Annotated in this window: 24 protein-coding genes; 8 read left to right on the top strand and 16 right to left on the bottom strand. The window is 72.3% G+C overall.

From position 1 onward, the window contains the following. Entirely contained in the window at nt 1–1,650 is a 1,650-nt protein-coding gene (locus JIG36_RS03620; protein ID WP_203374518.1) for a DEAD/DEAH box helicase, read from the top strand. 129 nt (nt 1,651–1,779) lie between these two features. Here JIG36_RS03620 and JIG36_RS03615 read toward each other — a convergent pair whose 3' ends face one another. From JIG36_RS03615 to JIG36_RS03600, 4 genes are all read right to left on the bottom strand, one after another. After that, nucleotides 1,780–2,685, bottom strand: coding sequence for a thioredoxin family protein (locus JIG36_RS03615; protein ID WP_203374517.1), 906 nt, complete (start codon nt 2,683–2,685; stop codon nt 1,780–1,782). A 253-nt stretch (nt 2,686–2,938) separates the two neighbouring features. Beyond that, nucleotides 2,939–3,370, bottom strand: a complete 432-nt coding sequence (locus tag JIG36_RS03610; protein WP_203374516.1) for a hypothetical protein — start codon at nt 3,368–3,370, stop codon at nt 2,939–2,941. 209 nt (nt 3,371–3,579) lie between these two features. Continuing rightward, nucleotides 3,580–5,463 (bottom strand): elongation factor G, encoded by a 1,884-nt coding sequence (locus JIG36_RS03605; protein ID WP_203374515.1) that lies wholly within the window; start codon nt 5,461–5,463, stop codon nt 3,580–3,582. A gap of 196 nt (nt 5,464–5,659) precedes the next feature. Beyond that, nucleotides 5,660–6,700: a hypothetical protein gene (locus JIG36_RS03600; protein ID WP_203374514.1), complete on the bottom strand. Its 1,041-nt coding sequence runs from the start codon at nt 6,698–6,700 to the stop codon at nt 5,660–5,662. Nucleotides 6,701–6,836: 136 nt separating this feature from the next. Between JIG36_RS03600 and JIG36_RS03595 the strand changes: the two genes are divergently transcribed. Then, nucleotides 6,837–7,787, top strand: coding sequence for a GlxA family transcriptional regulator (locus tag JIG36_RS03595; protein ID WP_203374513.1), 951 nt, complete (start codon nt 6,837–6,839; stop codon nt 7,785–7,787). A 63-nt stretch (nt 7,788–7,850) separates the two neighbouring features. Continuing rightward, a complete protein-coding gene (gap, locus tag JIG36_RS03590) occupies nt 7,851–8,846 on the top strand; it encodes a type I glyceraldehyde-3-phosphate dehydrogenase (protein ID WP_203374512.1) in 996 nt (331 codons plus the stop codon). A gap of 254 nt (nt 8,847–9,100) precedes the next feature. On the opposite strand, the gene JIG36_RS03585 is transcribed toward gap, so the two are convergent. From JIG36_RS03585 to JIG36_RS03565, 5 genes are read right to left on the bottom strand one after another with little or no spacing between them, the layout of a single operon-like run. Beyond that, entirely contained in the window at nt 9,101–9,679 is a 579-nt protein-coding gene (locus tag JIG36_RS03585; protein WP_203374511.1) for a maleylpyruvate isomerase family mycothiol-dependent enzyme, read from the bottom strand. Next, nucleotides 9,676–10,113, bottom strand: a complete 438-nt coding sequence (locus tag JIG36_RS03580; RefSeq protein WP_203374510.1) for an SRPBCC family protein — start codon at nt 10,111–10,113, stop codon at nt 9,676–9,678. The genes JIG36_RS03585 and JIG36_RS03580 overlap by 4 nt, the downstream gene beginning before the upstream one ends. Next, a complete protein-coding gene (locus JIG36_RS03575) occupies nt 10,110–10,457 on the bottom strand; it encodes an ArsR/SmtB family transcription factor (protein ID WP_203374509.1) in 348 nt (115 codons plus the stop codon). The genes JIG36_RS03580 and JIG36_RS03575 overlap by 4 nt, the downstream gene beginning before the upstream one ends. A 32-nt stretch (nt 10,458–10,489) precedes the next feature. Then, complete coding sequence (locus JIG36_RS03570; protein ID WP_307872552.1) at nt 10,490–10,972, bottom strand: GNAT family N-acetyltransferase; 483 nt, start codon at nt 10,970–10,972, stop codon at nt 10,490–10,492. A 24-nt stretch (nt 10,973–10,996) separates the two neighbouring features. Continuing rightward, complete coding sequence (locus tag JIG36_RS03565; protein ID WP_203374507.1) at nt 10,997–11,722, bottom strand: SDR family oxidoreductase; 726 nt, start codon at nt 11,720–11,722, stop codon at nt 10,997–10,999. Nucleotides 11,723–11,802: 80 nt separating this feature from the next. Between JIG36_RS03565 and JIG36_RS03560 the strand changes: the two genes are divergently transcribed. Next, a complete protein-coding gene (locus JIG36_RS03560) occupies nt 11,803–12,366 on the top strand; it encodes a TetR/AcrR family transcriptional regulator (RefSeq protein ID WP_203374506.1) in 564 nt (187 codons plus the stop codon). Between the two features lie 93 nt (nt 12,367–12,459). On the opposite strand, the gene JIG36_RS03555 is transcribed toward JIG36_RS03560, so the two are convergent. Further along, complete coding sequence (locus JIG36_RS03555) at nt 12,460–14,658, bottom strand: pectate lyase-like domain-containing protein (protein ID WP_236045501.1); 2,199 nt, start codon at nt 14,656–14,658, stop codon at nt 12,460–12,462. 290 nt (nt 14,659–14,948) lie between these two features. Beyond that, nucleotides 14,949–16,169, bottom strand: coding sequence for an MFS transporter (locus JIG36_RS03550; protein WP_203374504.1), 1,221 nt, complete (start codon nt 16,167–16,169; stop codon nt 14,949–14,951). A gap of 83 nt (nt 16,170–16,252) precedes the next feature. On the opposite strand from JIG36_RS03550, the gene JIG36_RS03545 reads away from it, so the two are divergent. Then, on the top strand, nt 16,253–17,128 hold the full coding sequence (locus tag JIG36_RS03545) for a LysR family transcriptional regulator (RefSeq protein ID WP_203374503.1): 876 nt from the start codon (nt 16,253–16,255) through the stop codon (nt 17,126–17,128). On the opposite strand, the gene JIG36_RS03540 is transcribed toward JIG36_RS03545, so the two are convergent. Genes JIG36_RS03540 through JIG36_RS03530 form a run of 3 tightly spaced genes read right to left on the bottom strand, consistent with a single transcriptional unit; the run spans nt 17,125 to nt 19,737 of the window. Next, nucleotides 17,125–18,066, bottom strand: coding sequence for an aldo/keto reductase (locus JIG36_RS03540; protein ID WP_203374502.1), 942 nt, complete (start codon nt 18,064–18,066; stop codon nt 17,125–17,127). The two genes, JIG36_RS03545 and JIG36_RS03540, sit on opposite strands and share 4 nt — an antisense overlap. Before the next feature lie 4 nt (nt 18,067–18,070). Continuing rightward, nucleotides 18,071–18,685, bottom strand: a complete 615-nt coding sequence (locus JIG36_RS03535; RefSeq protein WP_203374501.1) for a response regulator — start codon at nt 18,683–18,685, stop codon at nt 18,071–18,073. After that, nucleotides 18,682–19,737: a sensor histidine kinase gene (locus JIG36_RS03530; RefSeq protein WP_203374500.1), complete on the bottom strand. Its 1,056-nt coding sequence runs from the start codon at nt 19,735–19,737 to the stop codon at nt 18,682–18,684. The genes JIG36_RS03535 and JIG36_RS03530 overlap by 4 nt, the downstream gene beginning before the upstream one ends. Before the next feature lie 109 nt (nt 19,738–19,846). On the opposite strand from JIG36_RS03530, the gene JIG36_RS03525 reads away from it, so the two are divergent. From JIG36_RS03525 to JIG36_RS03515, 3 genes are all read left to right on the top strand, one after another. Further along, on the top strand, nt 19,847–21,325 hold the full coding sequence (locus tag JIG36_RS03525) for a carboxylesterase/lipase family protein (RefSeq protein WP_203374499.1): 1,479 nt from the start codon (nt 19,847–19,849) through the stop codon (nt 21,323–21,325). A 253-nt stretch (nt 21,326–21,578) separates the two neighbouring features. Continuing rightward, nucleotides 21,579–22,262: a response regulator transcription factor gene (locus JIG36_RS03520; protein WP_203374498.1), complete on the top strand. Its 684-nt coding sequence runs from the start codon at nt 21,579–21,581 to the stop codon at nt 22,260–22,262. Beyond that, entirely contained in the window at nt 22,259–23,596 is a 1,338-nt protein-coding gene (locus JIG36_RS03515) for a sensor histidine kinase (protein WP_203374497.1), read from the top strand. The genes JIG36_RS03520 and JIG36_RS03515 overlap by 4 nt, the downstream gene beginning before the upstream one ends. Here the strand turns inward: JIG36_RS03515 and JIG36_RS03510 are convergent. Next, nucleotides 23,540–23,902: an STAS domain-containing protein gene (locus JIG36_RS03510; protein WP_203374496.1), complete on the bottom strand. Its 363-nt coding sequence runs from the start codon at nt 23,900–23,902 to the stop codon at nt 23,540–23,542. The genes JIG36_RS03515 and JIG36_RS03510 overlap by 57 nt on opposite strands. Further along, nucleotides 23,899–24,195 carry a GlsB/YeaQ/YmgE family stress response membrane protein gene (locus JIG36_RS03505; RefSeq protein WP_203374495.1) on the bottom strand — a complete coding sequence of 99 codons (297 nt, stop codon included), beginning with the start codon at nt 24,193–24,195 and terminating at the stop codon, nt 23,899–23,901. The genes JIG36_RS03510 and JIG36_RS03505 overlap by 4 nt, the downstream gene beginning before the upstream one ends. Nucleotides 24,196–24,223: the final 28 nt, after the last annotated feature.

Genomic DNA, 24,223 nt, shown 5'->3' with positions numbered 1-24,223 from the left:
ATGGAATTCGCCGAACTGGGGTTGCGGCCCGAGCTTCTTCGCGCCCTGACCAGCCTCGGCTACGAGGAACCGACGCCGATCCAGCGCGAGGCCATCCCGCCGCTGGTCGAGGGCAACGACCTCGTGGGTCAGGCGGCCACCGGCACCGGCAAGACGGCCGCGTTCGCGCTGCCCGTGCTGCAGCGGCTGACCGCGGGCAAGCGCGCGGGCGGCCCGGCCGCGCTGGTGCTGGTGCCGACCCGGGAGCTGGCCGAACAGGTCTCCCAGGCGGTCCACCGCTATGGCCGCGACCTCGGCGTGCGGGTGCTGCCGGTCTATGGCGGGCAGCCGATCGGGCGCCAGTTGCAGGCGCTGGCCCGCGGCGTCGACGTCGTCGTGGGCACGCCGGGCCGGGTGCTCGACCACATCGAACGCGAGACCCTGCAGCTCGGCGACGTCGGGACGGTCGTGCTCGACGAGGCCGACGAGATGCTCGACATGGGTTTCGCCGAAGACATCGAGGCGATCCTGGCCGAGACCCCGGCCGAGCGGCAGACGGTGCTGTTCTCGGCCACGATGCCGCCCCGCATCGACAGCATCGCCCGCCGCCACCTGCGCGAACCCGTCCGCATCACGATGGGCCGCCAGGCTCCCGAACCGGGCGAGATGCCGCTGGTCAGGCAGAGCGCCTACATTGTCGCCCGCGCCCACCGCCCGGCCGCCCTGGGCCGCATCCTCGACGTCGAGGCGCCCTCGTCGGCGATCGTCTTCTGCCGCACCCGCGAAGAGGTCGACCAGGTCACCGAGACCCTGAACGGGCGCGGTTACCGGGCCGAGGCGCTGCACGGCGGCATGAGCCAGGACCAGCGCGACCGCGTCATGGGCCGGCTGCGCAGCGGCTCGACCGAGCTGCTGGTCGCGACCGACGTGGCGGCCCGCGGCCTCGACGTCGAACAGCTCACCCACGTGATCAACTTCAACGTGCCAGCGGCCCCCGAGGCGTACGTGCACCGCATCGGCCGGGTGGGCCGGGCCGGTCGCGAGGGTTCCGCGATCACGCTGGCCGAGCCCCGGGAACAGCGGATGCTCAAGGCCATCGAACGGCTCACCGGCCAGCGGATCACCCTGGAGAAGCTGCCGACCGTCACCGACCTGCGGGCCCGGCGGCTCGAGAACACCCGGACGGCGTTGCAGGCCAGCCTCGAGACGGACGACCTGGAACGGTTCCGGGTCGTGCTCGACTCGCTGGCCGACGAGTTCGACGTCGAGAACATCGCCCTGGCCGCGGTGAAGCTGCTGCACGAGGCGGCCGGCGGCGACGTCGACGAGGCCGAGATCCCGACGCCGTCGAGCGCGCCCAGCCGCCGCGAGCCGGGCCCGGGCCGCCGCGAGTCGACCCGCCCCGGCAACGCCCGCCCGTCGCAGGACGGCGTCACCCGCCTGTTCTTCGGCATCGGGCGGCGGGCCGGGCTGCGCCCGCAGGATCTGGTCGGCGCGATCGCCGGCGAGTCCGGGCTGAGCGCCCGCGAGATCGGGGCCATCCAGATCACCGACCGGTTCTCGCTGGTCGAGGTGCCCGAGCCGGCCGCCGACATGGTCATCTCGGCGATGCAGCGCAGCACGATCCGCGGTCGCCGCCCGACCGTGCGGCGGGAGCGGTTCGTCCGCTGACCCGTCAGCCGCCTCGGCCGCTGGGCGTTCCGTTGCGGTCGTTCCGGCCGGTGGGCGTTCCGCGCCGGGCGTTTCGGCGGCTGGGTATCCGTGCTGGGCGTTCCGCGGGACGCTCGGTAGGGCGTGAGCTCAGCCGAACGTGAACACGTACGCCTGGGCGCCGGCCTCGGTGAAGACGATCTCGAGGTGGCGCTCTCCGAACGGGCCCGGCTGGCGGATCAGCTGGTACATGCGGCCCTCGGTGAGCACACCGCGGCCGTCGGGGGCAGTGTCCTCGCCGTGGGCGTCGCCGGGCGGCTCGCCGTCGAGGAACACCTGGAACGGCACCGGGGAGGCGGGCGTGGTGAGCACCAGGTTGGCGTCGCGGGCCTCGAAGCGGAACGCGATGCTGCCGCCCGGGGCCTGCACGGAGGCGTATTCGCTGGTCAGCGCCCAGTCCCCGGCGAGCGCCCACTGGTTCGACCCGAGAAAACCCGGATAGCTGTACGCGTGCGGCCCGCCCACCGAGGCGGAGCGCTCGCCGCGGGCGTACCCGAGATAGGTCTCCGGTGTGCGCAACCGCTCCCAGTCGGCCTCGGCCTCGACACCGCGCGCCTCGACCACGGTCGCCGGCCGGGCCACGCCGAGCAGGCGCTGGATGGTCCGCTCGGTCTCGGCGTAGCGGCCCTCCCCGAAATGGGTGTCGCGGATCATCCCGTGCCGGTCGGCCAGATAGAGCGCCGGCCAGAAGTGGTTGTCGAACGCCTTCCACACCGCGTAGTCGCTGTCGACCACCACCGGATAGTCGATGCCACGGGTGGCGACGGCCCGGCGGATCAGATCGGGGTCGTGCTCGAAGGCGAACTCGGGCGTGTGCACCCCGACGACGACCAGACCGTCGTCGCGGTAGGCCCGCCACCAGGCCCGTCGCCAGGGCGCCGTGCGTAGCCAGTTGACGCAGGTCAGCGTCCAGAAGTCGTAGAGCACGACGTGACCGTCGAGGTCGCGGGGCCCGGAGTCGAGCCACTCGGCCTCGTCGAGCGAGGGTGCTCGCATGGCGCCTCCGCTGTCGGGTGCCGTTGGAGCCGAACTCGCCGAGCCTAGGCCCGGCCCGCTCGCGGAAAAGGCGCCCGGGGCGAAGGTGTGCAGACTGAGCACAATGGCCGTCAGGTCGGACCGCTGGGATACGCCGTTCGGCGACACGCGCGGCCCGCAGGAGTGAGCGGCGCAGCGCGGTGCCGGAGTACCGGTCAGGACACCCAGTTGCCTATCAGGGCGCCGCGGACGACAGGCCCGGGCTCTTCGCGGATCAGTGCTCGGGCGCTGATTCGTCCGCACGATCCGCGGCGGACTCCAGCGGCGGCGCGGGTGTGGTGGGTGGCTGCGCGGTTGGCGTGGAAAGAGGGTGTGCGGCCGCCGGGGCGTCCGACCGAGAGAGCGGCGTGGTGGGCGGCTGCAACGCGGGTGGGGCGGGCGCCTGTGTGGCGGACGGGACGGGCAGCGGGCCGGGGCGCGGGGGTGCGACCCGGCGGCGGCGCAGGCGGGGCCAGCGCTTGCCGAGCAGCAGGTAGGCCGCGTAGAAGACGGCGGCCACCGCGACCAGCACGCCCCGCCAGCCCTCGTGGATCACCAGCGGGGGAGCGGTCGACAGCAGCGCCATCGCCAGCACCAGGCGGTGTGTGGGCAGGCGTCCGGGGCCGCCGCCCCGTCGCCCCGCCGATGATCTCGTCCCGTTGCCCACCGAGGCCAGGTTAGACCCCGCTGCCCCGGACCCGGGTCATCCCCTCCAGGCGCCGGGCCCGGGGCAGCGTGGATCAGACGGCGAGCCACCGGTCGGCGGCCCGTAGATCAGACGGCGAGCCACCGGTCGGCGGCCCGTGGATCAGACGGCGGGTCGCCGACCGGCGGCCCCTGGGTCAGGCGGCGAGCCACCGGTCGGCGGCCCGTGGATCAGGCGGCGAGCCGGTAGCCGGCCGGACGCGTGGCGAAGGTCGCCCGGCCCTTCGTACGACTGCGCAGCTCGGTCGCGTAACCGAACAGCTCGGCCAGCGGCACCACCGCCGTCACCGACCCGGGTGTCGAGCCGGTGACCTGGCCGCGGCGGGCCGCGAGGTCGCCGAGCACCGTGCCCAGGGCGTCGGCCGGCGCGCTGACCGTCACGTCGGCGACCGGCTCCAGCCGCGCCATCGTGCACGCTGCCAGGGCCGCGCGCAGACCGGCCCGCCCGGCCGTCCGGAACGCCATCTCGGACGAGTCCTTCACGTGCGTGCCGCCGTCGGTCAGCGTGACCCGCAGCCCGGCCACCGGGTGACCGGCGAGCGGACCGTCGGCCAGTGCGTCCCGGCAGCCGGCCTCGACCGCCCGTACGTACTCGGCCGGTACCCGCCCGCCGGTCACCGTCGAGGCGAACTCGAAGCCGGTGTCCCCGGGCGGGAGGAGCGGCGTCACGTCGAGCACAATGTGGGCGAACTGGCCGGCCCCGCCGTCCTGCTTGACGTGCCGGTGCACGTGACCGGTCACGCCGCGCACGACGGTCTCCCGGTACGCCACCCGGGGACGCCCGACGTTCACGGCCACTCCGGCCTCGCGCAGCCTGGTCACGGCCACCTCCAGTTGCAACTCGCCCTGCCCGGACAGCAGCGTCTGCCCGTCCTCGGCCCCGACCCGTACGGAAAACTCCTCGGCCAGCGCCGCGAGCGCCGCCGGAAGCCGTTGCGCGTCGGCCCGGGTCCGGGGTTCGACCGCGACCGACACCAGAGGCGTGGCCGTCGCCGGAGCCTCGAGCAGCACGGGGTGCTCCCGGGTGGACAGCGTCGTCCCGGCCCGGGCCCGCTTGATCCCGGCCAGCGCGACGATGTCCCCCGCCTCGGCCCGGTCCAGGTCGGTGAGCCGGTCGGCCTGCACCCGCAGGACCCGCCCGGCGCGTTCGGTCCGGCCCTCGGCCGCGTCCCACACGGTGCCGCCCTTGACCAGCACGCCGTCGTAGACGCGGACGAACGTCAGCCGTCCCTGCCGGCCCGTCTGCACCTTGAACGCGAGCGCGGTCAGGGGAGCGGACGGGTCGCCGCCCGGCGCCGGGAGGTAGTCGACCACCGCGTCGAGCAGCGGTTCCACGCCGACGTTGCGATAGGCCGCGCCGCCCAGCACGACAACCGCCTCGCCCGAGATCGTGAGGTCCCGGAGCGCCGCTCTCAAGACAGTGTCCGAAATGTCACCAAGTTCCTCCAGGGCGGCCGGGTGCAGCTCCGCAACGGCCTCCTCCAAACGCTGCCGTGCCTCTCGCGCCGGCCCGAGATCGGCTGGTGCGGGAGCGTCGTTCCAGGTCAGAACCCGCATGGAGACCAGATCGACCACGCCGCCGGGGAACGGCCACTGCACGACCAGCGGAGTCACCCCGAGCCGGTCCCGCAGCGACTCCACGGCCAGGTCGAAGTCCGCGCCCGCCCGGTCCAGCTTGTTGACGAACGCGATCCGCGGCACCCCGTACCGGTCGGCCTGCCGCCACACGGCCTCGCTCTGCGGTTCGACCCCGGCCACGCCGTCGAACACGACCACGGCCCCGTCGAGCACCCGCAGCGACCGTTCGACCTCGTCGGTGAAGTCGACGTGCCCCGGGGTGTCGATCAGGTTCAGTTGTTCGCCGCGCCAGTCACAGCTGACCGCGGCCGAGAAGATGGTGATGCCACGCTCGCGCTCCTGCGGGTCGAAGTCGGTGACCGTGGTGCCGTCGTGCACCTCGCCGCGCTTGTAGGTGGCGCCGGTGAGGAACAGGATGCGTTCGGTCAGGGTGGTCTTGCCCGCGTCGACGTGGGCGAGGATGCCGATGTTGCGCATGGTTGAAGTGGACTTTCCGGGAGTTCCGTCGGATGGGCAGCGCCATCCCGCCGCGCGTGGGAAACGCGGTCAGGAACGTCCAGCCCCGGTGGCGCAGCCGAGGCTGGGCACACGGGACACGAGGAGGAGCGCGGTGCGGTGTCGCACGACGGCCTCCTCTGCGGACTCTCCGGGGCTTCCAGAAAAAGATCAACTGCTATTCACCGTACGGGGATTCGGCCGCGCGTGTCGAAGCATTTAGGGCTTGCCTCTTCCAGGTCACGCCGAGCAAGGCGGCGGTGACCAGGCTGATGCACACGTCGGAGAGCAGCGCCATCGCCGGCGTCGAAACCGCGTAGGTCGGCACCAGATAGGCGATCGCGGCCGAGACGACGAGTCCGGCCCCCCAGCCGGCCAGCACGTGTGCTCGTCCCCAGGTGTCGCGCCGTGACCACCGTACGACCGCCACCGCGACCAGCCCGGTCACCGCGACCTGGATCGCCAGGCCGGCCCAGCCCTGGGCCAGGTCACCGCTGAGGTGGGGGAGGGCCGCGATCACGGCGACGATCAGCGGGTGCGGCATCCAGCCACCGGTCTCCAAGTGCCGGCCGGTGCTTTCCGTGGGCATCTGGGCGGCGCTCTCCGTAGGCGGCCGACGCCTGACGATGTGCGGCCGTCGCCGGATCAGCGCCGCCGCGACGAGGGCGATCACGACGACCATGGTGAACAGCAGCTGCGCGGACGATGGGAGGAAGTGCCCGTTCTCGTACGAGTCGCGGAAGATGAGCAGGCTGCCGAGCACGTAGAGCACCGCGATCACGGCCAGGCCCCGGCGCCCGAGCCACGGCGTCCGGCGGCCGAACGTCTCGACGATCGCGATCGGTGCGCAGATGCTCAGCGCGACGTGCCCACCCACGTACGCGAAAGCCTGTTGTGCACTGAAATCGAGCCCCGGCACCCAGGTGGCGCGGGCGGCGGCGGCATCGGAGGCGAACTGGGTGTCGTCGAGGAACGCCGGGTTGAACAGCGACTGGTCGACGAGCCCGGCCTGCACGAACCCGAAGGCGGCGGCGAGCAGCACGATCGCCGGCCAGCCACCGCCGGTACGCCGGGCGATCTCGCGGATTCCGACGGCGGCGCCCCCGTACATGGGCGCCAGGATGACGACGACGAAGGGCCAGTCGACGACCGTGAAGCCGCCCCAGACACATTCGGCGGTCCACGGTGCGAGCGCGAGAAGCGCGAGAACGGGTGCCATGCCGTCACTGTCGCGATGCCACCCGGCTGCTCGTAACGGCCGACGGTCGCGGCCGGGCGGTCCATCGTCTTTCCCCGGGCGGTCCATCGTCTTTCCCCGGGCCGACTGAAGTCGACGCGGCATTACCCTGGTGGGCGTGCCGCCGACCCGCCTGAACCGCGTCGCCGTCCTGGTGCTCGAGGGGGCCAAGCCGCTCGACGTGGGCATTCCGGCCCAGGTTTTCACGACCAGGGCGAGCATGCCGTACGAGGTGAGGGTCTGTGGCCCCGCGCCCGGCCTGGTGACCGGTGGTGACGGTTTGTCCTACCACGTGGCTGACGGTCTCGACGCCCTGCAATGGGCCGACATCGTGTTCATCCCGGGTTACCGGTTCCCCGACCGCGAAGACCCGCCGCCCGTCGTGGTGAACGCGCTGGTCGCCGCGCACGAGCGCGGTGCCCGGCTCGCGGCCATCTCGACCGGCGCGTTCGCGTTGGCCGCCACCGGGCTGCTCGACGGCAAACGGGCCACCACGCACTGGCACTACACGCGCCAACTGGCCGTCAAGCACCCGCTGATCAAGGTCGACGAGAACGTGCTGTTCGTCGACGAGGGCAGCGTGCTCACCTCGGCCGGCGCCGCCTCCGGCATCGACCTCTGCCTGCACATCCTGCGCGGCGACCTGGGCGTGGCGGCCTCCAACCACGCGGCCCGGCGGCTCGTCGCGGCACCCTACCGAAGCGGCGGCCAGGCCCAGTACGTACCCCGCAGCGTGCCCGAACCCCTCGGTGAACGCTTCGCCGCGACCCGCGAGTGGGCGCTGCACCGGCTCGGCAAGCCGCTCACACTGGAGATTCTGGCCCGGCATGCGGCGGTCTCCCCGCGTACGTTCTCCCGCCGTTTCGCCGAGGACACCGGCTACACGCCGATGCAGTGGGTGATGCGCGCTCGTATCGACCTCGCCCGTGAACTGCTCGAACTCTCGCAGCTGCCGGTCGAGCAGATCGCCGCTCAGGTCGGTCTCGGCACCGGGGCCAACCTGCGCCTGCATTTCCAGCGCATCCTCGGGACCACGCCGAGCCAGTACCGCCGTACGTTCGTGGCGTGATCCTTTCGAACGGTGGCGCGGTCGCCACTGTCGGCTCCCCATGCTCCCGGCCAGGCTTGAGGCATGACTCGCATCGCCATCAACGGATTCGGCCGGATCGGACGCAACGTGCTGCGGGCCCTGCTCGAGCGGGACAGCAAGCTCGAGGTGGTGGCCGTCAACGACCTCACCGAGCCGGCCGCACTGGCCCGGCTGCTCGCCTTCGACACCACTTCCGGGCGTCTCGGCCGTCCGGTGTCGGCCACCGAGAGCGGACTGATCGTCGACGGGCATCCGATCGCCGTGCTCGCCGAGAAGGACCCGGCGAAGCTGCCCTGGTCCGAGCTGGAGGTCGACATCGTCCTCGAAGCCACCGGACGCTTCACCGCCGCCTCGGCCGCGCGGGCCCACCTGGAGGCGGGCGCCCGCAAGGTGCTGGTCGGCGCGCCCTCGGCCGGCGCCGACGTGACGCTGGCCTTCGGGGTCAACAACGCCGCGTACGACCCGTCGGCCCACACCATCGTCTCGAACGCCTCCTGCACGACCAACGCCCTGGCCCCGCTGGCCTCGGTGCTGGACGACCTGGCCGGCATCGAACACGGCTTCATGACCACGGTGCACGCCTACACCCAGGAGCAGAACCTGCAGGACGGCCCGCACCGCGACCCGCGCCGCGCCCGGGCCGCCGCCGTCAACATCGTGCCCACCACAACCGGCGCCGCCAAGGCGATCGGCCTGGTGCTGCCCCGCCTGGAGGGCAAGCTCTCGGGCGACTCGATCCGCGTGCCCGTCCCGGTAGGTTCGATCGTCGAACTGAACACGGTCGTCTCCCGCGACGTGACCCGCGACGAGGTGCTTTCGGCCTACCGTGCCGCCGCCGCGGGCCCCTTGGCCGGCATCCTCGAATACTCCGAGGACGCCCTGGTCAGCTCCGACATCGTCGGCAACCCGGCGTCGTCCATCTTCGACTCGGCCCTGACCCGGGTCGACGGCCGCCACGTGAAGGTGGTCGCCTGGTACGACAACGAGTGGGGCTTCTCCCACCGGGTCATCGACACGCTGGAGCTGCTGGCCGCCTGACCCTTGGCCGCTGCCGTGTCGCCGCACTTGGCCCGGCGGCTGAGCCGCTGTTCGGACGCTTCGTGGGCAGCCCGGGAGTTATCCACAATTCCGGGCTGTCCACAGGCCGGGCACTTCGGTGACCCGTTGATCGGCTCCACCTTGGATAATGGCTGTGGGGAGGCCCCCGGGAGGGTGGGCCTTTGGGTGCGACCACTACCCGGTGATCAAGCGAAGCCGGCCGGGATCACCAACTGAGGGGCCACGGCGTGGGGTCAGGCCCGGGGCAGCGCCTCGCCGGTGGGCAGCGTCCGGCCACTGAGAAGGGCGACAAGCGGCCCACTTCCGGCCCGCACCAACCGGCCGTCGCCCCAGCTCCAAGCCGCGTCAGTGGCTTCGAACCGCAGACCGGTCAGGTCGAGCCCGAACAAGGACCCACCGGCGCCGACCAGCACGTCGAGCACGGCCGTCATCGCCTCGAGCGGTGCTACGGCGGGGCGGTCGAGGGCGATCGTCACGTCCAGGGAGTGGATGACGGCGTGGCTGCGCGCGCCCTCCGCGCCGCCGCCCGGTGGCTGCCACGCGTGCAGAGCGGGGGACCGGAGTTGGCCCAGCAGGTCGGCGACCGGCAGCGAGGCGTCCCGCGCGGCCACGGTCTCGGAGAGCACGGCGAAGTCGCCACCCGCGGCCGCCATCTCGGCCCCGAACGTCTCGGGGGTCAGGCGCACCGGCATCGTGACGTGGGCGACCACATGGCGGACCAGCCACTTCGAACACAGCGTGGGCGCATCCCAGGGTGCGCCGTCGAGGAGATCCGCAAGCCCCTCGTACGTCGTTGCCACCTCGGACTTCATGAGCGGTCTCCTCGGGTCAGCCGGGCCAGATGGTCGTCGAGCTTGTCGAGTGAACTGCTGAAGCCGGCGCGGGCCTCGGGCGTGCGCATCGGCTCGGGGACGTGCCGCTGGTGGATGACGACCGACGTGGTGCCGTCGCCCAGGTCGTCGAGCGTGCTCGTGGTGTGCAGCCCGCTCGCGGGTTCGAACCAGGCCAGCCGCTCGGGCGCGACGACCTCGGTGAAGGTGGCGACCATGCGATGGCGGCCGTGTTCACCGATCATCAGCGTCTCGAAGCGGCCGCCCGGCCGGAGCTCGACCACGATGCCGTCGACCGGCGTGGTCATGCCGCGCGGCCCCCAGAACTGGGCCAGCTCGGCCGGCTCGGTCAGGCACCGCCACACCAGGTCGCGCGGCGCCCGGAAGACCCGGCGGTAGACGAACTCGTCGCTCATCCCTCCGTCCGCTCCTGCAGGCGGGCCAGATGGGTGTCGAGCCGGTCCATGCGCTCGGACCAGGTGCGCCGGCTCTCCTCGATCCACGACGCCGCGAGCTCGAGCGCCGTCGGTTCGAGCCGGCACGGGCGGGTCTGCCGGTCGCGGCCCCGGCTGATCAGGCCCGACCGTTCCAGCACCTGAATGTGCTGGGACACGGCCTGCAGACTCATCGCGTACGGCTCGGCCAGCTCTTTGAGCGTGGCCTCACCCGCGCTGAGCCGGGCCACGATGTCGCGCCGCGTCGGATCACTGAGCGCGGTGAACAGCACGTCCAGCCGCGAACCGTCCAGGGTCGTTGCCATGCCCCGTACTCAAGCACCCTCTTTATAAAGCGTCAACTTGAATAATCGAGGCGCAGGATCGTCTCTTCGATCTCGGCCCCGCGCGCGTTGGCGAAGCCGGAATCGGTTCCGACGATGACGAAACCGGCCCGCTGCAGCACCCGCAGCGAGCCGGCGTTGTCGCTCGCGGCCCGCCCGAACACGGGTCGGTCGGGCACCCGCTCCAGGAGCAGGGCGAGCGCCCGGCCGGCGATGCCCCGCCCCCAGAACGGGCGCGCGATCCAATAGGTGACCTCGGTGTCGCCCTCCATGACGAAGCTGCCGATGCTGCCGACCAGCTCACCGTCGAGCGTGACCGCGAACTGCACCGCGTCGGGCCGGGCCGCGATCTTCGCCATGTGGGCGTCGAAGGCGGGGCGGTCGTCGGGGTCCTTCGCGGTGAAGGCCGCCATCCGCACCGACTCCGGATCGCGCATCTGGTCGAACAGGAAATCGTGGTCGGCCTTCTCGATCGGCCTCAGCGCTACCTCGGACACGAGCACCCCCATGTGGTCTGTCGGTCAGGGCACGAACGTGGCGAGCTGCTCGTCGAGCCACGGGTAGAGCTCCTCGGCCTTCTGGTTGAGCCGGGACTTCAGGTAACGCGTGGACTCGTCGGCCAGCACCTCGATCGAACCGTCCGCGACCGCATCGTAGGCCTGGGCTACGACACTTTCGGGGCTCACCTTGGGCACGTCCCAGCGGGCCGACATCGGGGTGTCGATCATCCCGACGAGCAGGCCGATGACCTGCGTGCCGCGCGGGCCGAGCTCCGTACGCAGGGCGTTGGTGGCCGACCACAGGGCCGCCTTGGAGGCGCCGTACCCGGTCGGCACGTTGATCCAGGCCGCGGTGGACAGGACGTTCAGCAGCGTGCCGCCGCCGTTGGCCGCCAGCACGGGGGTGAAGGCGTTCGCGACGCGCAGGTTGCCGAAGAAGTTCGTCTCGAACGTACGGCGGAGCTCCTCCTCGGGTCCCGAGATCGAGTCGCCCGCGGGTGCCACGGCCGCGTTGTTGACCAGCAGGTCGACGTCCGGGGCGGCCGCCGCGGCCCGCGCCACGCTCGCCGGGTCGGTCAGATCCAGGGCCAGGGCCCGTACGCGGGAATCCTCCCACTGCCTCGGGGAACGCGCGGTCGCATAGACCGTCGAGGCGCCGCGCTCCAGGGCCTGCCGCACGAACTGCTCGCCGAGGCCGCCGTTGGCCCCGGTCACGAGCACCGTACGGCCGTCGAGTGACTGCTTCATCTAGACTCCTTCAACAAGTGGGGAGCATCCCCGGATCGACTATGCGGGGACTCTCCCCACTTAGGCAAGGAGGAGTGTTGATGGCCACTGTCCGGAAGCTGCGCGCCGACGCCCAGCGCAACCGCGACGCGATCCTCGACGCCGCCCGCGCGACCTTCGAGACCGAGGGCGTGCTGACCTCGCTCGACGGCATCGCGCTCAAGGCCGGCGTCGGCAACGCCACCCTCTACCGCAACTTCCCGACCCGCGACGACCTGCTGGCCGCGGTCATGGCCACGAGCATCGAGGCCGCCCTCGCCGAGGCCGACGAGCTGTCAAGCAGCCGTACGCCCCGGGAGGCCTTGTCCGAGTGGCTGGTCCGCCTGACCTGGCAGCTGCGCATCTGGCACGACCTGCCGTACTGCCTGGCCACCGCCCACCACGACGGCGATTCGCCGATGCGGCCGGCCACCGACCCGCTGCTCGACCGTACGGGAGCTCTGATCGAGGCCGCCCGGACCGCGGGCGACGTGCCCGCCACCGTCACCGCGGGGGAGGTCTACGAGCTGGTCCTGGCCCTCTCATGGGCGGTCGACCGCTTCCAGGACGACGAGCCCACCGCCCGCCGACGGGTCACGATGGCGACGGCCGGTCTGTTCGCGTGACGCCGCGCGCCACCGCGCCCGGGCGACAAAGGCGGCGGCCACCGGTGCGGGTGCACCGGTGGCCGCCGGATTCAGGTCAGTATCGCGTTCGGATCAGGGGTAGGCCACCACATTTCGCGGGGTGGTGTTGCCGGCCGGGTTGGGGACGGAACCGCCGGTGTCGTTGACGACGTTGGCGATCGTGCCGACGTCGCCCAGCGAGACGGTCAGGACGCTGCGGAGCTGGACGCCGGACCGGTTGGGCACCTCGAACGCCCGGTCCACCCGCACGCTCGGGTTGACGTTGAAGTAGGCGTACGAGCCGCCGCCCCACAGCTGGTGATCGGTGACGTTGTCGGCCACCTTGTAGGCGGCGTAGCCGTTGCCGCGGGGGCCGATCCAGGCCGCCTGGTTCGGCACGTCGTACGGCTTCTCGTTCTGGAAGAAGATCGTCTTCCCCCGGTTGCCGTTCCAGATCACCTCGTACTTCTGGTAGTGCTCGACGAACAGGCCGGTGGCGAGAACGTCGTCACCGTTCACGAGCAGGCCGGTCTCGCCGGGGTTGACCGTCCAGCCGGTGGGCGCGCCACCGTGGTCGGCCCGCCAGGCCCAGATGTGGTCGATGATCGTGTCGTCGGCGTGCACGGCGAGGGTGGTGGTGGCCTTGCCCTGGACGCTGCTGCCGATGCGGAAGAAGACGTCCTGAAGGCTGATCGGGTTGGCCGCGTGGTCGGTGTGGACACCGGCCCGGCCGACGCTCATCAGGGTCGGGCTGTTGACCGTGCCGGCGTCGAACGTGATGCCGCTGACCTTGACACCGTCGACGTCGGCGATGTTCAGCGCCTCGTTGCCGTTGGTCGGGATCAGCGTCGGGTAGCCGATGCCGGTGACCACGGTGTTGGCCCGGGTGACCCGGATGGTGTCGTTGAGCTGGTAGGTGCCCGGGGTGAAGAACAGGTTCAGGCCCTGGGCCAGCGCCTGGTTGATGCGGGCGGCGCTGTCACCGGGCTTGGCGACGTAGAACTCCCGCATCGGGATCGAGGTGCCGGCGGTGTTCGGCCAGCTGGCGCCGGCCGAGTTGCGCCGCAGGGCGGGCACGAAGACGCGGTAGTTGGCCGAGCCGTCGATGTAGAGGAACGGCTTCTCGCGGGTGACCGGGGTGGTCGCCAGCGTGGTGTGCGGCGGGTTCGGGAACGCGTTGCCCGGGGCGCCCTGCACGCCGGAGTAGACCATGTTCCAGACGCCGCCGTCCCAGCGGGCGATCCGGCTGTCGCGGGTGTACCACTGCTGCTGCGAGCCCGACGACACGACGCCGTCGACCACGGAGTCGGCCAGGTAGCCGCCGCTGGAGTAACCCTGCCCGTTGTCCTGGTTGGAGGGGGCCAGGGTCAGGTTGCCCTTGATGTGCACGCGGCGCATCGGGGCGGCCTGCGAGACGGCCCAGCGGTTGGTGCCGCCCTCGGGCACGATCGACAGGTTCTCCATGCTGCGCCAGAAGTTCTGGGTCGCGTTCTTCTCGTCGCCGTAGTTCCAGCCGGAGTCGACGTTGACCGCACCGTTGATCGTCACGTCGTCGGGGTTGAGCCCGAGACCGGCGACCGTGGTGTAGAAGCCGACGTTGGCCCAGACCCGCCCGTACGTGCCGGGCTTGAACAGGAACACGTGGCGCTGGGTGCCGAACTGCGCGGTCGGGCTGCGCAGCTGCGCGTTGAACGCCGAGTCGACCGCCGACTGGATGGTCGACGCGGCCGTGCCCGGCTCGAAGATCCGCACGTTCGGGCCGAAGTCAGGCCGGTCCGAGGTCGGGAGAGCCGGACCGGTCGTGGGCGGCGTCGTGGGCGGTGTCGTCGTGGTGCCGAAAACCTGGAACTCCCAGAGCGAGTAGCCGTACGGGGTGGCCCGGGTGGTGCCGTTCATACGAACGTAGCGGCCGCTGCCGGAGACGGTCAGCGTCTGCTCACCGGCCCGGCCCGTCGTGACCGGGCTGATGTTCGTCCACGAGGTGCCGTTGGCCGAGGTCTGGATGGTGAAGGCCGACGCATAGGCCGCCTCCCAGTTCAGCACGACCCGGGCGATCGACTGGGTGCTGCCCAGGTCGACCTGCAACCACTGCGGGTCGGCGAACGTGCTCGACCAGCGGGTGCCGGCGTTGCCGTCGACGGCGGCCGACGCGGGGAAGGCGGCGCTCTCGACGGACGAGGCGGTGGCGGGCTTGCCTTGCGACAGCGGGACCTCGGCGGCGCTGGCGTTGGTGGTCACCGCGGCGACCGTGATGCCCAGCGCGGTGGCGAGGGTCGCGCTCAGCACGACCATGCCGCGGCGTCTGTTCGTGCGGGGCGGGGATGTTGATGTCGGGGATGTCATGGGGGCCTGCCTTCTCGGGCGTGTATCCGTGCGTCCGTTGGGGACGGACACACGGCGAAGCGGGAGATGACCTTACGGCGCTGATCAGAAAGCGCTTTCTTGGGGAGTGTTACTTCCCCGTTGCGACTCGTCAATATCCCGGCAACAAAGGGACAGCGGACCTGCCCTTTCAGCTCAGATCCGTGCCGGCGGCGAGAATTTGGGCCCGAAAAATGACGGAAAGCGTTTCCCAAAAAGTGTTATCCCGCCCGGTGGGGACGGACCAGAATCGGGGCCGGCGGGGCCAGCACCGGTACCTGGCGCAGGCGCACCGAGAGCAGACCGCTCACCGCGACGAACAACGACGCCAGCAGGACCACCGCCGGCCAGCCACCCAGCGACCAGGCGGTCCCGGCCAGGCTGCCGAACGCCGAGGAGCCGGCGTAGTAGGCGAACAGGTAGTACGAAGCCGCCTGGGCGGCCCCCACCCCGGCCGCGTGGGCCCGCACGGGCACCCAGCCGCTGGCGATGCCGTGCACACAGAAGAACCCGGCGGTCATCACGGCCACTCCGGCGACCACGACCGGCAGCCGGCCGGAGAGCGTGAACAGCAGGCCGAGAAAGGTGAGGACACAGCCGAACGGCATCACGGCCCTGCGGCCGTACCGGTCGGCCAGACGTCCGGACAGCGCCGAGCTCAGCGATCCGACCGGGTAGACCAGGAAGACCGCCCCGGCGGCGGCCACGCCCAGACCGAAGTCCGAGGTCAGCCGGAACCCCATGGCGTTGTAGACGGCCACGAACGCACCCATCGCGCACGCCCCGATCCCGTACAGGCTCAGCAGCGCGGGATCGGTGAGCGCCCGCCGGGTCGCGGGAGCGGACGGACGGGGGGCGAAGTGGCGGGAGCGGGGTAGCAGCACGGCGGCCAGCAGGGCACAGAGCAGGCCGAGCGCGCCGACCGCGGCCAGGGCCCACCTCCAGCCGTACGGCTCGGAGACCGCCCCCGAAAGCAGGCGCCCGGTCATGCCGCCCAGCGCGGTGCCGCCGACGTAGAGGCCGGCCGCGCGGGCGTGGAACGAGGGGTGCAGCTCCTCGCGCAGATAGGCGGTGGCGACCGCGGGCAGGCCGGCCAGCGCGACCCCCTGCACGAACCGCAGCGCGAGCAGCGCGGGCCAGCCGGGAGCCACCGCGCAGGCCAGGCCGACCAGGGCCGACAGGGTGAGCGAGAGGTGGATCAGGCGGGTCCGGCCGACCTTCTCGGACAGCGGCCCGGTGATCAGCAGCGCCACGCCGAGGCCGATCGTGGCCAGCGACAACGACCACGAGCTCTGCCCGGGCGTGACATGGAAGGCCGTCGCCAGCTCGGGCAGCAGCGCCTGGGTGCTGTAGAGGGCGGCGAACGTGGCCACGCCGGCCGTGAACAGGGCCAGACAGACGCGGCGGTAGCCCGGCTCGCCGGCCCGGTATCCGGTTTCCATGCCCGCCACTCTCCGCCGTGGTCAGGCATGCGTCCAATGCATGGAAATCATCGGTCCCATGTGTGGAACGTATGATGAGCCTCGTGCAGATCGAGGATCTCCGCGCGTTGACCGCGCTCGGTGACTACGAACACGTCACCGAGGCCGCGGCCGCGCTCGGCACCACCCAGCCCACGCTGTCGCGGCTGCTGTCCCGGGTCGAGGCCGAGCTGGGCGCGCGGCTGTTCGAGCGGGACGCCAAAGGTGTGCACCCCAACCCGCTCGGCCGGCTGGCCCTGGACGCCGCCCGTGACATCGTCGAGCGGCACGACCGCCTGCGCCGCGACATCGCCGGCCGGGTCGACCCCGACGCGGGCACGGTCCGTCTCGCCTTCCTCGATTCGATGGCGACGTCGCTCGTTCCCAAGATCCTTCGCGACGTCCGGCGCCAGGCCCCGCACCTGCGCGTCGAGCTGCGCCAGGAACCGGCCCACGAGATCCTGCGCGACGTCGACGCCGGGGAGGCCGAGCTGGCCCTGGTCTCCCCACGACCCGACGGCCCGTACGCCTGGATGCCCCTGCAACGCCAAGGCCTGTCGCTGATCGTCCCGCCCGGCCACCGCCTGGCCGGCCGCCGCCGCGCCCGCCTGGCCGACGCCGCCGGCGAAGACCTGGTGACGATCCCGCCCGGTTTCGGGTTCCGCCGCCTGGTCGACGACCTGTTCGCGGCGGCCGGGGTCACCCCGCGCATCGCCCTCGAGATCGGCGACCTGGCCACCATCGAGGGCCTGGTCGGGGCCGGCCTGGGCGTGGCCGTGGTCCCCGACCAGTTCGTCGGCGTCTCGGGCACGGTCGGCCTGCCCGTGCACGCCCCGGGCGCCGAGCGGGTGGTCGGCCTGAGCTGGCGCACCGACCGCCCCCTGACCCCGGCCGCCGACCGCTTCCGCGAGCTGGTGAAGGGCCCCTACGACGAGGGCTAGGTCCAGGCCAGGCCCGAGCGGGTCTTCCAATATTGCTCGGGCGATTCGGCCACGGCGGTCAGGCGGGCCAGCTGGTCGGGGGAGAGGGGCATGGCCGCGGCGGCCAGGTTGGAGGTCAGCTGGGCCTCGGTGGCCGCGCCCGAGAGCACGACCGGCGACCACGGCTGGCGCAGCACGGCGGCCAGCGCGACCGCGTCGGGCGTGGTGCCGAGCTCGGCCGCCACCGCGCGGACGGCCCCGACCGACTCGCCGGCCAGGCGGCCGTTGGCCATGGCCTCCTTGACGATCACGTCGCAGCCGGCGGCGCGGGCCTCGGCCAGGGCCGGGCCGGCGCTGGTCTCGAGCACGTTCCAGGTCGACTGCACGCTGCGGAACAGGCGGGCGCCGTCGACCTCGACGGCCAGCGCGGCGCGGATCGTGTCGGCCTGGCGGGGGCCGCTCGTCGAGAAGCCGACCGGCACCCCCAGCCCGGCCAGGCGGCGGTGCAGCACGGTGTCGGTGAGCGCGGGGCTGTCGGGCGTGACCGAGTGGATCTGGTAGAGCGCCAGGCGGTCGCCGAGCAGGGCGCGGGTCTCGCCGATCTGCCGGTCGAACGTGGCCACGCTGTGGTCCTTGACCTCGTGCACGTCCGCGGTGACCTGCCAGTCCGCGGTGTAGGTGTAGCCCCACTTGCTGCCCGCGATCGCGTCGTCGTGCCCGGGCAGCCAGGAGGCCAGAAACTCCTCGGCCCGCCCGTAGGAGCGCGCCACGTCGAAATAGCGCACGCCGGCGTCGTAGGCGTCCGAGAGCAGCTGGTGGGCCCGTTCCCGCATGGCCTCGACGCTGCGCGACGGCGGCAGGTCGGTGTCACGTCCGAGGTTGATGTAGCCGGGCCGGCCCACCGCGGCCAGTCCCAGCCCGATGCGCGCCACCCCGGTCAGCTCGTCGAAGAGTCCCATACCGCTATCCAAGCAGGCCGCGCCGGTATCCCTCGGCAACGGCCGACGCCCGGTCCCGCGCACCCAGCCGGGAATAGATGCGCAGCAGGTACGCCTTCACGGTCGCCTCGCTGACGAACAGGGCGGCCGCGGCCTCCTTGTTGGTGGCGCCCGACGCGACCAGCCGCAGCAGCTCGTGCTCGCGCGGCTTGAGCAGCTCCGGTTCGCGGACGTGACCCACGAGCCGCCCGGCCGCCGTACGGGAAAGGACCGTCTCGCCCCGGGCCGCCGCCCGGACGCCCTCCCGCAGCTCCTCGCGCGAGACGTCCTTGAGCAGATAGCCGATCGCCCCGGCCGCCATCGCCGGCACCACGTCCCCGTCGGTGTCGTAGGTGCTCAGCACCAGCACCTGGACCTCCGGGAAACCGGCCCGGATCCGCTCGATGGCCGTCACGCCGTCCATCCGCGGCATGTGCAGGTCCATCACCACCACGTCGGCCGCCGCCGACTTCAGCACGGCCAGCGCCTCGGCCCCGTTCCCGGCCTCGCCCACCACCTGGAACTCGACGCCGTCGGACAGGAGCTGGCGCAGCCCGTCGCGGAACATCGGATGGTCGTCGACGATCAGCACCCGGATCATCGGATCGGCACCGCCGCCCGCAGAGCCGTCCCCGCGCCCGGTTCGGACTCGACGTCGAGGCGGCCGTCCAGTTCCCCGAGCCGCTCCCGCATCCCGTCCAGCCCGAACCCGCGCCCGGCAGCCGGCTCGGAAGCGAAACCCACACCGTCGTCCCGGATGTCCAGCACCACCTCGTCGTCCAGATAGGACAGGGTCACGTCGACCCGCGTCGCCGACGCGTGCTCGGCCACGTTGGCGAGCGCCGACTGCCCGATCCGGAACAAGGCGGCCTCGGTCGCGGCATCCAGGGGCCGTGCGTCCGGGTCAGAGTCGAAGTTTCCCCGTACGCCCGTTCGCGCGGCCCATGCGGCGACGAGCCCGCGCAGCGCCCCGGGCAGGCCGTCCCCGTCGAGCGACCGCGGCCCGAGCGCCAGCACCGACCGCCGTGCCTCGGCCAGACCCGACCGGGCCAGGTCGCGGGCCTGCCCCACCCGCTGCTCGCCGACGCCGTCGTGGATCGCCCCTTCCAGCAGGGCGACGGCGGCGCTCAGATCCTGGGCGATGGTGTCGTGGATCTCGCGGGCCATCCGGTTCCTCTCCTCGCGCACCCCGGCCAGCTTCGCCTGCTCGACCAGCCGGTCACGCAGCGCCACGTTCTCGCGCAGGGCGGCGCTCAGGAACCAGCCGGCGGCGACGAGCGGCGCGAGCAGGCTGATCACGGCCGGCACGGCGAGGTCACGTGTCTGCGCGAACGTGATGGCCAAGGCCCCCACCACCGACCAGGCGAACGCCGCCCGCGGCCCGAACAGCACGAACGCGTGCAGCGCGAGGACCCACGAGGCGAACATCGCGTACGGCACCAGAAACACCGAGGCCGTCATCAGCGCCAGCAGGGCCGGGTAGTAGAGCCGGGCGGGCGGCGGCCAGCGCCAGGCAGCAGCCAGCAGCAGGGCCGCGGGCGCGAGCGTCCACCGCGTCAGCGTGCCCGCGGCGACGGCCACCAGCACAACGGCGGCCAGGATCGCGGCGGGGCGCCCGGCCTTCCGGGGCGGCCAGCCGGCGGTGCGTTCCATGACCCCATCCTCTCCTCGCCGGACTGCTCGGCCGTCAATAGCCGATCGGTTATTACCCCGTCGCCGCCGCCCCCTGAACCAGACCTCGACATCGGCCGAGGCTGGAGTCATGAAGAAGATCGCAGGACTGCTGCTGACCGCCGCGCTGACCGTTCCCGGATGCGCGGGCGACCCTCCCGACCTGGTCGCCGAGACGAGCGCCGGGGCCGTCGAGGGCGTCCGTGACGACTCGGTGACGCGCTTCCGGGGCATCCCGTACGCGGCCCCGCCCGTCGGCGACCTGCGCTGGCGCGCGCCGCAGCCCGTGGCCGCGTGGGACGGCGTACGGGAAAGCTCGGAATCCGGGCCCGCATGCGCGCAGGGACCCCAGCGCAAGGACGCCTCGGAGGATTGTCTCCACCTCGATGTGACGACACCGGCCCCGGACGGGGAACGGCCGGTCGTGGTGTGGCTGCACGGCGGTGGCTTCTCCGAGGGCGCGGGCTTCGACTACGACCCGCGGCGGATGGCCGCCCAGGGTGACGTCGTGGTCGTGACCGTCGAGTTCCGGCTCGGCCTCTACGGGTTCCTCGGCGACAATTACGGCTTCCAGGACCAGCAGGCCGCGCTGCGGTGGGTGCGCGACAACATCCGCGAGTTCGGCGGCGACCCCCGCAACGTCACGCTGATGGGACAGTCGGGCGGCGCGATCGGCGCCTGCGCCCAGCTCACCGCGCCCGGCGCCCGCGGGCTGTTCCACCGGGCGATCCTGATGAGCGGCGAGTGCGACGCCGCGATGCCGAAGGACTTCACCCCGACCGGAAGCGCGCCGTTCGACTTCTTCCGCCCGGCCGCCGCGACGCAGGCCGTCGTGCGGAGCACGATGACCGCCTTGGACTGTGACGACCTGGACTGCCTGCGCCGCAAGCCGGTGGCCGAGTTCGAGAAGGAGTACCCCAAGTACGGTGCGGCCACCTACGGCGTGCCCACGCTGCCGCAGGACCCGGGCGCCGCGGTTGCCGCCGGGAACTACGCCAAGGTGCCCGTCCTGGCCGGGCTGACCCGCAACGAGCACCGGCTGACCTCGGGCATCTTCGCCGTGGCGGGCTGGCGCATCTCGGCCGGCGAGTATCCGGGCGTGATCGCCAAGGCGTTCGGGGCCGGGGCCGGGGCGCGGATCGTGGGGGAGTACCCGGCCTCGCGCTACGGCGGTGACGGCGCGGTGGCCTGGGGTGACGTGTTCACCGACAGCATGGCCTGCCAGACCGGCGGTTCCCTGGACGAGCTGCCCTCGTTCCGCTACGAGTTCGCCGACCCGGACGCCCAGCCGCTGATCGACCTGCCGTCCGACTTCGACGCCGGCGCCTCGCACGGCTCGGAGCTGCCGATGCTGTTCGAGGTGGCGGGCCGTGAACCGGTCACGTCGGACTACTACACCGACGCCCAGCGCGACCTGGCGGCGAGGATGATCGGCTACTGGACGGCGTTCGCCCGCAGCGGCGACACGGGGTGGGACGCCGAGGACACGATGCAGCTCGCGCCCGGGGCGACCGGGCCGGTTGATGTGGCGGAGGAGCACCGCTGCGACTTCTGGCAGTCATTGGGCTGACCGACCGAGCCGGAGAGACCTTCGATGGCGGCCGAGGGTCTCTCCGGCGGCCTGGTGAAGAGAACGGGAGTTCGCGCCCCGCCCGCCGAACCGGCGGGCCGGGCGCGGACCCTGTGGGGAGGGTTCGTTCCCGCTGTCCATGCTGCTGGCGACCGATGGCGAACGCCCTCCGGGCATATGACGGTTGCATGACGAAACCGCGGTTTCCCTGCACAACCGTGTCGCCGGGGGTTCGGCGCGGCATCATGCGGATATGAGTGCCGTGCTGTTGATCGAGGATGACGACCGGATCCGGCTGTCGCTGGCCATGGCTTTGGAGGACGAGGGGTATGTGACCCACGCCGTCGCCACCGCCGAGGAGGGCCTCGAGCTGCAGCGCCGGCAGCCGGCCGACGCCGTGCTGGTCGACCTGATGCTGCCGGGCATGGACGGCTTCGAGTGCATCCGGCAGCTGCGCCGCACCGACGACGTGCCGGTCATCGTGGTCAGCGCCCGCGACGACACCCATGACATCGTGGCCGGTCTCGAGGCCGGCGCCGACGACTACGTGGTCAAGCCGGTGGCCGTGAAGGAGCTGGCCGCGCGGCTGCGGGCGCTGCGCCGCCGGGGCCGGGCCGCCGCCCAGGCCGGCCCGGCGATGACCGTGCTGACTTTCGGTGACCTGGAGATCCGGCCCGAGGCGGGGGAGGTACGGCTGCACGGCGAACCGGTCGCGGTCACCCGCACCGAGTTCCGGCTGCTCTGCGAGCTGGCCGAGCACCCGGGCCAGGTGCTGTCGCGCCAGCAGCTGCTCAGCCGGGTCTGGGAGTACGAGATCGGCGACGAACGGCTGGTGGACGTGCACGTGGGCCGTCTGCGCCACAAGATCGAGGACAACACCGGCCGCCCCCGGCACCTGGTGACCGTGCGCGGTCTGGGCTACAAGCTCCAGCCGTGAGACGGGCCGGCCTGCGCACCCGGGTCAGTGCCGCGTTCGCGATCGGCGCGCTGGCGCTGTCGGCATGTGTGACGTTCGTGTCGTACGAGCTGATCAGCAACACGCTGTTCCGGGAGCGGGAGCGGGCCGCCGTGCGGGCCACCTACTTCGACGCCACCGTCATCAACTCGGGCCTGACCGGCGGCGAACCCGAGGTGCGGGAGCTGCTGCAGGCCCTCGACATCGGGGCCGACCGCTACGTGCTGCTCTACCGGTCGGGCCAGTGGTATTCGCGCAGCGCCGACGAGGCGGCCGGCTCCGCCGTGCCCGTGAAGCTGCAGGAGATGGCGGCGAGCGGCGAGGCCGGCGCCCAGCGCATCCGCCGCGACAACGAGGCCGCCCTGGTCGTGGCCGTCCCCGTGCAGGGCCAGGCGGTGTTCTACGAGATCGTGTCACTGCGCGAGCTCGAACGCACGCTGCAACTGCTGGCTCTGGTGCTGACCGCCGTCGCCATCATGGTGTCGGCCGGCGGGGCGGCCGTCGGCTGGTACGTCACCCGGCACGCCCTGCGCCCGCTCGCCGCCGTCGCCGAGGCGGCCAGCGGCATCGCCGACGGTGACCTGGACACCCGCCTCGACCCCGACGCCGAACCCGAACTGGGCCGGCTCACCGCCTCGTTCAACCACATGGCCGACGAGCTGTCCCGCCGCCTGAAACGCGACCGCCGGTTCGCCGCCGACGTGAGCCACGAACTGCGCTCACCCCTGCAGACCCTGGCCGCCGCGGTCAGCGTGCTCAACCGGCGCCGTGACACCCTCGACGAGCGCTCGGCGGCGGCCGTCGGCCTGATCGCCGACGAGGTGGCCCGGTTCCAGGCGCTCGTCGACGACCTGCTCGAACTCGCTCGCAGCGACAAGCCCGTGCAGCGGGAACCGGCCGACATCGGGCTGCTGGCCGGGCGGGTGCTGCGCAGCCGGGGACTGCCGGCCGACCTGGTCGAGATCGTGCCGGGCACGCCGGTGGACTGGACCGTCGACCGCCGCCGGGTCGAGCAGGCCCTGGGGAACCTGCTCGACAACGCCGTGCGTTACGGGGGCGGGCCGGTGGCCGTACGGATCGGGAAGGGTTTTCTCGAGGTGGACGACGACGGACCCGGGGTGCCGGCCGACGCCCGTTCCACGATCTTCGACCGGTTCGTGCGGGGACCGGCCGCCAACGCGCGCGGCGGCGGCGACGGCACCGGGCTGGGCCTGGCCATCGTCGCCGAGCACGCCGCGGCCCACGGCGGCAAGGTCGTGCTACTGGACCGGCCCGGCGGCGGCGCTCGGTTCCGGATCGAGCTGCCGGACGAGTAGCGCGGCCTCGACATCGGGGTAGAGCGTGAAGACCTGGTGCAGCTTCATCGTGTGCAGCACCGTCACCACGTATCGGGAGGGCGCGGCCAGGCTGAACGTGCCGCCGCGGGCCTTGGCCTCGTTGTAGAAGCGCACCAGCAGGCTGAGCCCGGCCGAGTCGATGGTCGGGGCGGCGTGCAGGTCGACGATCACGTGGTGATGGTCGCGCACCGCCTCGGCCAAGGCCTCGCGCAGCAGCTCGGCGGCGGCCGCATCGAGGTCGGTGGAGGGGGTGACGACCGCGACGTCGTTGCTGACGGCAATCATCGCAGGCCTTCCTTCTCGGCCGGGGACCGGCGTTCGGCGGGGGTGTGACGGTCGGCGGTGACCACGACGGCGGCGACGGCGCCCGCCGCGAAGAGCACCTGGAGGGTGAACTCGCCGGCGCTGAACCCGGAGGGCAGGTCGGCGGCGATCCGGGCCACGACCGTGGCGAACACGGCGGCCCCGACCCCGGCCGCCGGTGGCAGCCAGAACGGCACGCCCCGCCGGGCCAGACGACCGGCGACGCCCAGGGCGACGCCGACGGCGACGGCGGTGACCAGACTGGTGACCGTCATGCGGATGCTCTTCCTCACGGGTCGATGA

This window comes from Paractinoplanes ovalisporus (assembly GCF_016834655.1).
GTDB lineage: Bacteria > Actinomycetota > Actinomycetes > Mycobacteriales > Micromonosporaceae > Actinoplanes > Actinoplanes ovalisporus.
Note: the sequence above shows the minus strand (reverse complement) of the source record. Positions and strands in the feature narration are given on the sequence as shown.

Coding starts and splice junctions, on each gene's coding strand:
- JIG36_RS03505 (WP_203374495.1), bottom strand. CDS start 24,195: ATGACGGTCACCAGTCTGGTCACCGCCGTCGCCGTCGGCGTCGCCCTG.
- JIG36_RS03560 (WP_203374506.1), top strand. CDS start 11,803: ATGGCCACTGTCCGGAAGCTGCGCGCCGACGCCCAGCGCAACCGCGAC.
- JIG36_RS03540 (WP_203374502.1), bottom strand. CDS start 18,066: ATGGGACTCTTCGACGAGCTGACCGGGGTGGCGCGCATCGGGCTGGGA.
- JIG36_RS03555 (WP_236045501.1), bottom strand. CDS start 14,658: ATGGTCGTGCTGAGCGCGACCCTCGCCACCGCGCTGGGCATCACGGTC.
- JIG36_RS03525 (WP_203374499.1), top strand. CDS start 19,847: ATGAAGAAGATCGCAGGACTGCTGCTGACCGCCGCGCTGACCGTTCCC.
- JIG36_RS03580 (WP_203374510.1), bottom strand. CDS start 10,113: ATGAGCGACGAGTTCGTCTACCGCCGGGTCTTCCGGGCGCCGCGCGAC.
- JIG36_RS03520 (WP_203374498.1), top strand. CDS start 21,579: ATGAGTGCCGTGCTGTTGATCGAGGATGACGACCGGATCCGGCTGTCG.
- JIG36_RS03565 (WP_203374507.1), bottom strand. CDS start 11,722: ATGAAGCAGTCACTCGACGGCCGTACGGTGCTCGTGACCGGGGCCAAC.
- JIG36_RS03620 (WP_203374518.1), top strand. CDS start 1: ATGGAATTCGCCGAACTGGGGTTGCGGCCCGAGCTTCTTCGCGCCCTG.
- gap (WP_203374512.1), top strand. CDS start 7,851: ATGACTCGCATCGCCATCAACGGATTCGGCCGGATCGGACGCAACGTG.
- JIG36_RS03535 (WP_203374501.1), bottom strand. CDS start 18,685: ATGATCCGGGTGCTGATCGTCGACGACCATCCGATGTTCCGCGACGGG.
- JIG36_RS03600 (WP_203374514.1), bottom strand. CDS start 6,700: ATGGCACCCGTTCTCGCGCTTCTCGCGCTCGCACCGTGGACCGCCGAA.
- JIG36_RS03550 (WP_203374504.1), bottom strand. CDS start 16,169: ATGGAAACCGGATACCGGGCCGGCGAGCCGGGCTACCGCCGCGTCTGT.
- JIG36_RS03510 (WP_203374496.1), bottom strand. CDS start 23,902: ATGATTGCCGTCAGCAACGACGTCGCGGTCGTCACCCCCTCCACCGAC.
- JIG36_RS03575 (WP_203374509.1), bottom strand. CDS start 10,457: ATGGCAACGACCCTGGACGGTTCGCGGCTGGACGTGCTGTTCACCGCG.
- JIG36_RS03605 (WP_203374515.1), bottom strand. CDS start 5,463: ATGCGCAACATCGGCATCCTCGCCCACGTCGACGCGGGCAAGACCACC.
- JIG36_RS03530 (WP_203374500.1), bottom strand. CDS start 19,737: ATGGAACGCACCGCCGGCTGGCCGCCCCGGAAGGCCGGGCGCCCCGCC.
- JIG36_RS03585 (WP_203374511.1), bottom strand. CDS start 9,679: ATGAAGTCCGAGGTGGCAACGACGTACGAGGGGCTTGCGGATCTCCTC.
- JIG36_RS03615 (WP_203374517.1), bottom strand. CDS start 2,685: ATGCGAGCACCCTCGCTCGACGAGGCCGAGTGGCTCGACTCCGGGCCC.